The sequence below is a fragment of the Streptomyces sp. NPDC058964 genome, assembly GCF_042741275.1.
GTDB lineage: Bacteria > Actinomycetota > Actinomycetes > Streptomycetales > Streptomycetaceae > Streptomyces.
This window is the reverse complement of the sequence record NZ_JBHYKH010000521.1, coordinates 1-6328: the sequence shown is the minus strand read 5'-3', so window position 1 is coordinate 6328 and position 6328 is coordinate 1. Positions and strand designations below refer to the sequence as shown.

Sequence of the window (6328 nt, the reverse complement as noted above, 5' to 3'; positions counted from 1 at the left end):
GCCACCTGGCCGTCCTCAGGACGGCGGGTCACCGGTCAGGCGGTCCCGTCGCAGCGGCGGCGACCAGCCCGAAATCGCGCCCGGCGATCACATCGCGGCGGTGCTCCGGTAGTACTGAGGAGCCCCGCCTGTGATCGTCCGGGGCATTTTTGGTGCATCGGCGCGGTTAGGTCTTAGAACAGAGACATACGCGGCTGTCCGCCAGACCGCCGTGTGGTGCTACCGAGGAGGATCCATCAGCGCCGAGCCCCGCATCAACGACCGGATTCGCGTTCCCGAGGTGCGACTTGTCGGTCCCAGTGGCGAGCAGGTGGGCATTGTCCCCCTGGCCAAGGCACTGGAGCTTGCGCAGGAGTACGACCTGGACCTGGTCGAGGTCGCGGCGAACGCCCGTCCGCCCGTGTGCAAGCTCATGGACTACGGGAAGTTCAAGTACGAGTCGGCCATGAAGGCCCGTGAGGCGCGCAAGAACCAGGCGCACACGGTCATCAAGGAGATGAAGCTCCGGCCGAAGATCGACCCGCACGACTATGACACCAAGAAGGGTCACGTCGTTCGGTTCCTCAAGCAGGGCGACAAGGTCAAGATCACGATCATGTTCCGTGGTCGCGAGCAGTCCCGGCCCGAGCTGGGCTACCGACTGCTGCAGCGCCTCGCGGAGGACGTCCAGGACCTCGGTTTCGTCGAGTCGAACCCGAAGCAGGACGGCCGCAACATGATCATGGTTCTCGGTCCGCACAAGAAGAAGACCGAGGCCATGGCCGAGGCCCGTCAGGCGCAGGAAGCCCGCAAGGCGGAGGCGAAGGCCAACCCGGGCCGCTCGCAGAACGCCGCGGACCTCCAGGACGCCGAGACCGCCGAGGCACCCGCCGAGGCCCCTGCCGAGGCTTCCGCCGAGGCGTGATCCCGGGGGGCGCGAGCCCCCAGGATGTAACCGATACAAGAGCGACGCTCCACCGTGCCCGGTTTCACGACCGGGCACCGGAGCGCCACCGACGAGGAGAGACGGCGCTATGCCGAAGAACAAGTCGCACAGCGGTGCCAGCAAGCGCTTCAAGGTCACCGGCTCCGGCAAGGTGCTCCGTGAGCGCGCCGGCAAGCGCCACCTGCTCGAGCACAAGTCGTCCCGTGTGACGCGTCGCCTCACCGGCAACGCCGAGATGGCCCCGGGCGACGCCGCGAAGATCAAGAAGCTTCTCGGCAAGTGACGCACCGGCGCTCGGTCGTCCGAACGATCCGCGCCGTATGTCAGGACCGGGACCCAATCGTTTCCGGGCCGCGTGAGGACAACCGCGGCCCCGCTACAAGGAGTTAACAAGTGGCACGCGTCAAGCGGGCAGTCAACGCCCACAAGAAGCGCCGGGCGATCCTCGAGCAGGCCTCCGGCTACCGCGGTCAGCGTTCGCGCCTGTACCGCAAGGCCAAGGAGCAGGTCACCCACTCGCTGGTCTACAACTACAACGACCGCAAGAAGCGCAAGGGTGACTTCCGCCAGCTGTGGATCCAGCGCATCAACGCCGCTGCCCGCGCCAACGGCATCACGTACAACCGCTTCATCCAGGGTCTGAAGGCCGCCAACATCGAGGTGGACCGCAAGATCCTGGCAGAGCTGGCCGTCAACGACGCGAACGCGTTCGCCGCGCTCGTCGAGGTCGCCCAGAAGGCGCTGCCGTCGGACGTCAACGCCCCCAAGGCCGCCTGACGCCCCACCGGCTCAAGCCGACGGGTCTGTATGAGGCCGGCGCGCCGGCCGGCCGCGGGGGGCGGGGGGGGGCGCGCGGTGGGCCCGCGCCCCCCCCCCCCCCCCCCCCACACGCCCGGTGAGAGGCCCCCCCCGCGCGCGCCCCCCGCCCGCGGGGTCCTGCTGTTGCCGCACGGTGCTCCCCGAGCCCTTCGAGCAGGGGGACCCAGGCACCCCGCAAGAACATCTGAGCTTCCGAAGGTGAACCCCATGCCCCCCGCCACCCCCGAGCTGATCTCCCCCCGCTCCGCGCGTGTGGCCGCCGCCCGGCGGCTGGCCAGGCGGAACTTCCGGGGCAAGGACCGGCTGTTCCTCGCGGAGGGGCCGCAGGCCGTGCGGGAGGCGGCGGCGCACCGGGTGGACGGTGCCGCCACCCTCGTCGAGCTGTTCGCCACCCTGGAGGCCGCGGAGCGGTACGCCGACATCGTCGGCGAGGCCCGGACCGCCGGAGCCCGCGTCCACCTCGCCTCCGAAGAGGTCATCGCCGACATCTCCACCACCGTCACCCCGCAGGGACTCGTCGGTGTCTGCCGGTTCCTCGACACGCGCTTCGAGGACATCCTCGCGGCCCGCCCCAAACTCGTCGCCGTCCTCGCGCACGTGCGGGACCCCGGCAACGCCGGCACCGTGCTGCGCTGCGCCGACGCCGCGGGCGCCGAGGCCGTCGTCCTCACCGACGCCTCGGTCGACCTGTACAACCCCAAGGCCGTCCGCGCCTCCGTGGGCTCGCTGTTCCACCTGCCCGTCGCCGTCGGCGTCCCCGTCGAGAAGGCGGTCGAGGGCCTCAAGGACGCGGGCGTGCGCATCCTCGCCGCCGACGGCGCCGGAACCGACGACCTCGACGACGAACTCGACAGGGGCACCATGCGCGGGCCCACCGCCTGGGTGTTCGGGAACGAGGCCTGGGGGCTCCCGGAGGAGACGCGCGCGCTGGCGGACGCCGTCGTACGCGTCCCGATCCACGGAAAGGCCGAGAGCCTGAACCTGGCCACCGCCGCCGCCGTATGTCTCTACGCGTCGGCCCGTGCACAGCGCGCCTCCGGAGGGTGCCGCTCCGTCACCGAGGGCTAGTAGGGTGACCAGCTCGGGGGGCTCCCCCGAGCTCTCGGCAGCGCGCGAGCAGGGGGACCCCCATGCCGTCTGAGAGGTGGAGTACGGGGATGAGCGTCGGCACGAGCAGTGCGCCGGGAGGGCGGGAGGTCCGGCGCGTACCCGCGCCCCGGCACGGTGATCCCGCCGGACTCGGCATTGACCCCGACGAACTGCCCGACGGGCTCGTGGTCGCCGACGAGCACGGGGACGTCATCTGCTTCAACGCGGCGGCCGCCCGCATCACCGCGCTCTCCCCGGCCGACGCCCTCGGCCGGCGCCTGGAGAAGGCCCTGCCGTTAGAGGACCTGGAGGGGCGCCGCTGGTGGCAGGTCACCGATCCGTACGGCGGACTCGCCATCCGGGTGGGCCAGCCCGAGCGGAACCTGCTGCTGCCCGGGGGCCGTGAGGTGCTGGTGTCGGCCCGGTACGTCCGCAGCGAGCCCACCGGGCCGGTCCGCCGCGTCGTCGTCTCCCTGCGCGACACCGAGGCCCGGCGCCGCACCGAGCGCAGCCACGCCGAGCTGATCGCCACCGTCGCCCACGAGCTGCGCTCCCCGCTCACCTCGGTCAAGGGCTTCACCGCCACGCTGCTCGCCAAGTGGGAACGGTTCACCGACGACCAGAAGCGGCTGATGCTGGAGACCGTCGACGCCGACGCCGACCGGGTCACCCGGCTGATCGCCGAGCTCCTGGACATCTCCCGCATCGACTCGGGGCGGCTGGAGGTGCGCCGTCAGCCCGTGGACATGGGCGCGGCCGTCGGGCGGCACATCCAGGCGTACGTCGCGGCCGGACAGCCGGCCGACCGGTTCCTGCTGCGCATCGAGCAGCCGCTGCCCGCCCTGTGGGCCGACCCCGACAAGATCGACCAGGTCCTCAGCAATCTGCTGGAAAATGCCGTGCGGCACGGCGAGGGAACCGTCACGATTGACATCACGCCCACGGCACCCCCCCGCGAGGGGGAGGACGCCGCCACGTCGGTCACGGTGAGCGACGAAGGGCCAGGTATCCCGGAGGAGTCCATGAACCGCGTCTTCACCCGCTTCTGGCGGGGCAGCAAGCGCGGCGGCACGGGCCTCGGGCTCTACATCGTCAAGGGCATCGTCGAGGCCCACGGCGGCACCATCACGGTCGGGCGCGCCGCCGACGGCGGCGCCGAGTTCCGATTTACGTTGCCCGTGAGCGCTCCGGCCTATCTGGCCTGAGCGGCCCGCGGGCGCATTCGCATACCTCGACCCCGTTAGACTCGGTCGTTGGCACCTTTGTGTCCCAAAGACGGAGACGATCCGTCCACGAGTCGATGACCACGAGTCGGAGACGGGGGACCATCCGCCAGCCAATCGGAAGCACGGGAAGATATGTCGGCACCCAATAAGTCGTACGACCCTGTCGAGGTCGAGGCGTTGAAACCGGAAGAGATCGAGCGCATGCGGGACGAGGCGCTCGCCGCCTTCGCCGCCGCGGACTCCCTCGACGCGCTCCAGGAGGCCAAGGTCGCCCACACCGGCGGCACCTCCCCGCTGGCCCTCGCCAACCGGGAGATCGGGGCCCTGCCCCCGCACGCCAAGGCCGCCGCCGGCAAGCTGGTCGGCCAGGCTCGCGGAGCCGTGAACAAGGGCCTCGCCGCCCGCCAGGCCGAGCTGGAGGCCGAGCGCGACGCGCGCGTACTGGTCGAGGAGGCAGTGGACGTCACGCTGCCGTACGACCGCGTACCGGCCGGCGCCCGCCACCCGCTGACCACGCTCTCCGAGCGCATCGAGGACGTCTTCGTGGCCATGGGCTACGAGGTCGCCGAGGGCCCGCAGGTCGAGGCCGAGTGGTTCAACTTCGACGCCCTCAACATCGGCCCGGACCACCCGGCCCGCGGCGAGGCCGACACGTTCTTCGTACAGGCTGCATCGGACAGCGGCTCCGCCGCGGGCCCGGGCGGCACCGAGTCCGGTGTCGTGCTGCGCACCCACACCTCGCCCGTCCAGATCCGCTCCCTGCTCGACCGCGAGCTGCCGGTCTACGTGATCTGCCCCGGCCGTGTGTACCGCACCGACGAGCTCGACGCCACGCACACCCCCGTCTTCCACCAGGTCGAGCTGCTCGCCGTCGACGAGGGCCTGACCATGGCCGACCTCAAGGGCACTCTGGACCACATGGTCCAGTCCCTGTTCGGCGAGGGCATGAAGACCCGGCTGCGGCCGAACTTCTTCCCGTTCACCGAGCCGTCCGCCGAGATGGACATGGTCTGCTACGTCTGCCGCGGCGAGTCCGTCGGCAACCCCGACCGCCCCTGCCGGACCTGCTCCAGCGAGGGCTGGATCGAGCTCGGCGGCTGCGGCATGGTCAACCCGAAGGTGCTGACCGCCTGCGGTGTCGACCCGGAGAAGTACAGCGGATTCGCCTTCGGGTTCGGCATCGAGCGGATGCTGATGTTCCGCCACAACGTCGAAGACATGCGAGACATGGTCGAGGGTGACGTCCGGTTCACCCGGCCGTTCGGGATGGAGATCTGATGCGGGTCCCGCTTTCTTGGCTGCGGGAGTACGTCGACCTGCCGGCGACGGAGACCGGGCGCGACGTCCAGGCCAAGCTCATTTCCGCAGGTCTCGAGGTGGAGACCGTCGAGCACCTGGGCGCCGACCTCAAGGGCCCGCTGGTCGTGGGCCGGGTTCTGACCATCGAGGAGCTGGAGGGCTTCAAGAAGCCGATCCGCTTCTGCACCGTCGACGTCGGCCAGGCCAACGGCACCGGTGAGCCCCAGGAGATCGTCTGCGGCGCCCGCAACTTCTCCGTCGGCGACAAGGTCGTCGTGGTCCTGCCCGGCGCCACGCTGCCGGGCGGCTTCTCGATCTCCGCGCGCCAGACGTACGGCAAGACGTCCCACGGCATGATCTGCTCCAGCGACGAGCTGGGCATGGGCGACGACGGCACCAAGGGCATCATCGTGCTGCCCCCGGAGACCGAGGTCGGCAAGGACGCGATCGAGCTCCTGGAGCTGGTCGACGAGGTCCTCGACATCGCCGTCACCGCCAACCGCGGCGACTGCCTGTCGATCCGCGGCGTCGCCCGCGAGACCGCCATCGCCTACGGCCTGCCGCTGCGCGACCCCGCGCTCATCGACGTCCCCGGCCCGAACGCCTTCGGCTACCCGGTCCAGGTCTCGGACCCGATGGGCTGCGACCGCTTCACCGCCCGCACCGTCTCCGGCCTGGAGCCGGAGGCGCGCTCCCCGATCTGGCTGCAGCGACGCCTGCAGAAGGTCGGCATGCGCCCGATCTCGCTCGCCGTCGACGTCACCAACTACGTGATGATGGAGCTCGGCCAGCCCCTGCACGCCTACGACCGCAACCTCGTCCAGGGCACCATCGGCGTCCGCCGCGCGGAGGAGGGCGAGAAGCTCGTCACCCTCGACGGCGTCGAGCGCAAGCTGCACGCCGAGGACCTGGTGATCACCGACGAGCGCGGACCGATCGGCCTGGCCGGTGTCATGGGCGGGGCCAACAC

Annotated in this window: 7 protein-coding genes; all 7 read left to right on the top strand. The window is 70.7% G+C overall.

Annotated features, from left to right (window positions below; all coding sequences use genetic code 11):
* Window positions 1-211: 211 nt before the first annotated feature.
* On the top strand, window positions 212-904 hold the full coding sequence (gene infC / locus ACFW2E_RS39045; RefSeq protein ID WP_384474465.1) for a translation initiation factor IF-3: 693 nt from the start codon (window positions 212-214) through the stop codon (window positions 902-904).
* 109 nt (window positions 905-1013) lie between these two features.
* The gene (gene rpmI / locus ACFW2E_RS39040; RefSeq protein WP_004933563.1) at window positions 1014-1208 is read left to right on the top strand and encodes a 50S ribosomal protein L35; all 195 of its coding nucleotides are present in this window, start codon (window positions 1014-1016) and stop codon (window positions 1206-1208) included.
* A gap of 110 nt (window positions 1209-1318) precedes the next feature.
* Window positions 1319-1702, top strand: a complete 384-nt coding sequence (gene rplT, locus ACFW2E_RS39035) for a 50S ribosomal protein L20 (protein WP_016642495.1) — start codon at window positions 1319-1321, stop codon at window positions 1700-1702.
* A gap of 249 nt (window positions 1703-1951) precedes the next feature.
* Window positions 1952-2812, top strand: coding sequence for a TrmH family RNA methyltransferase (locus ACFW2E_RS39030; protein ID WP_384474461.1), 861 nt, complete (start codon window positions 1952-1954; stop codon window positions 2810-2812).
* A gap of 89 nt (window positions 2813-2901) precedes the next feature.
* Window positions 2902-4038 (top strand): ATP-binding protein, encoded by a 1137-nt coding sequence (locus ACFW2E_RS39025; RefSeq protein WP_384474458.1) that lies wholly within the window; start codon window positions 2902-2904, stop codon window positions 4036-4038.
* 153 nt (window positions 4039-4191) lie between these two features.
* The gene (gene pheS, locus ACFW2E_RS39020) at window positions 4192-5337 is read left to right on the top strand and encodes a phenylalanine--tRNA ligase subunit alpha (RefSeq protein WP_384474455.1); all 1146 of its coding nucleotides are present in this window, start codon (window positions 4192-4194) and stop codon (window positions 5335-5337) included.
* The coding region (locus ACFW2E_RS39015) for a phenylalanine--tRNA ligase subunit beta (RefSeq protein WP_384474452.1) at window positions 5337-6328 on the top strand (992 nt) is incomplete at its 3' end. The genes pheS and ACFW2E_RS39015, both read left to right, overlap by 1 nt.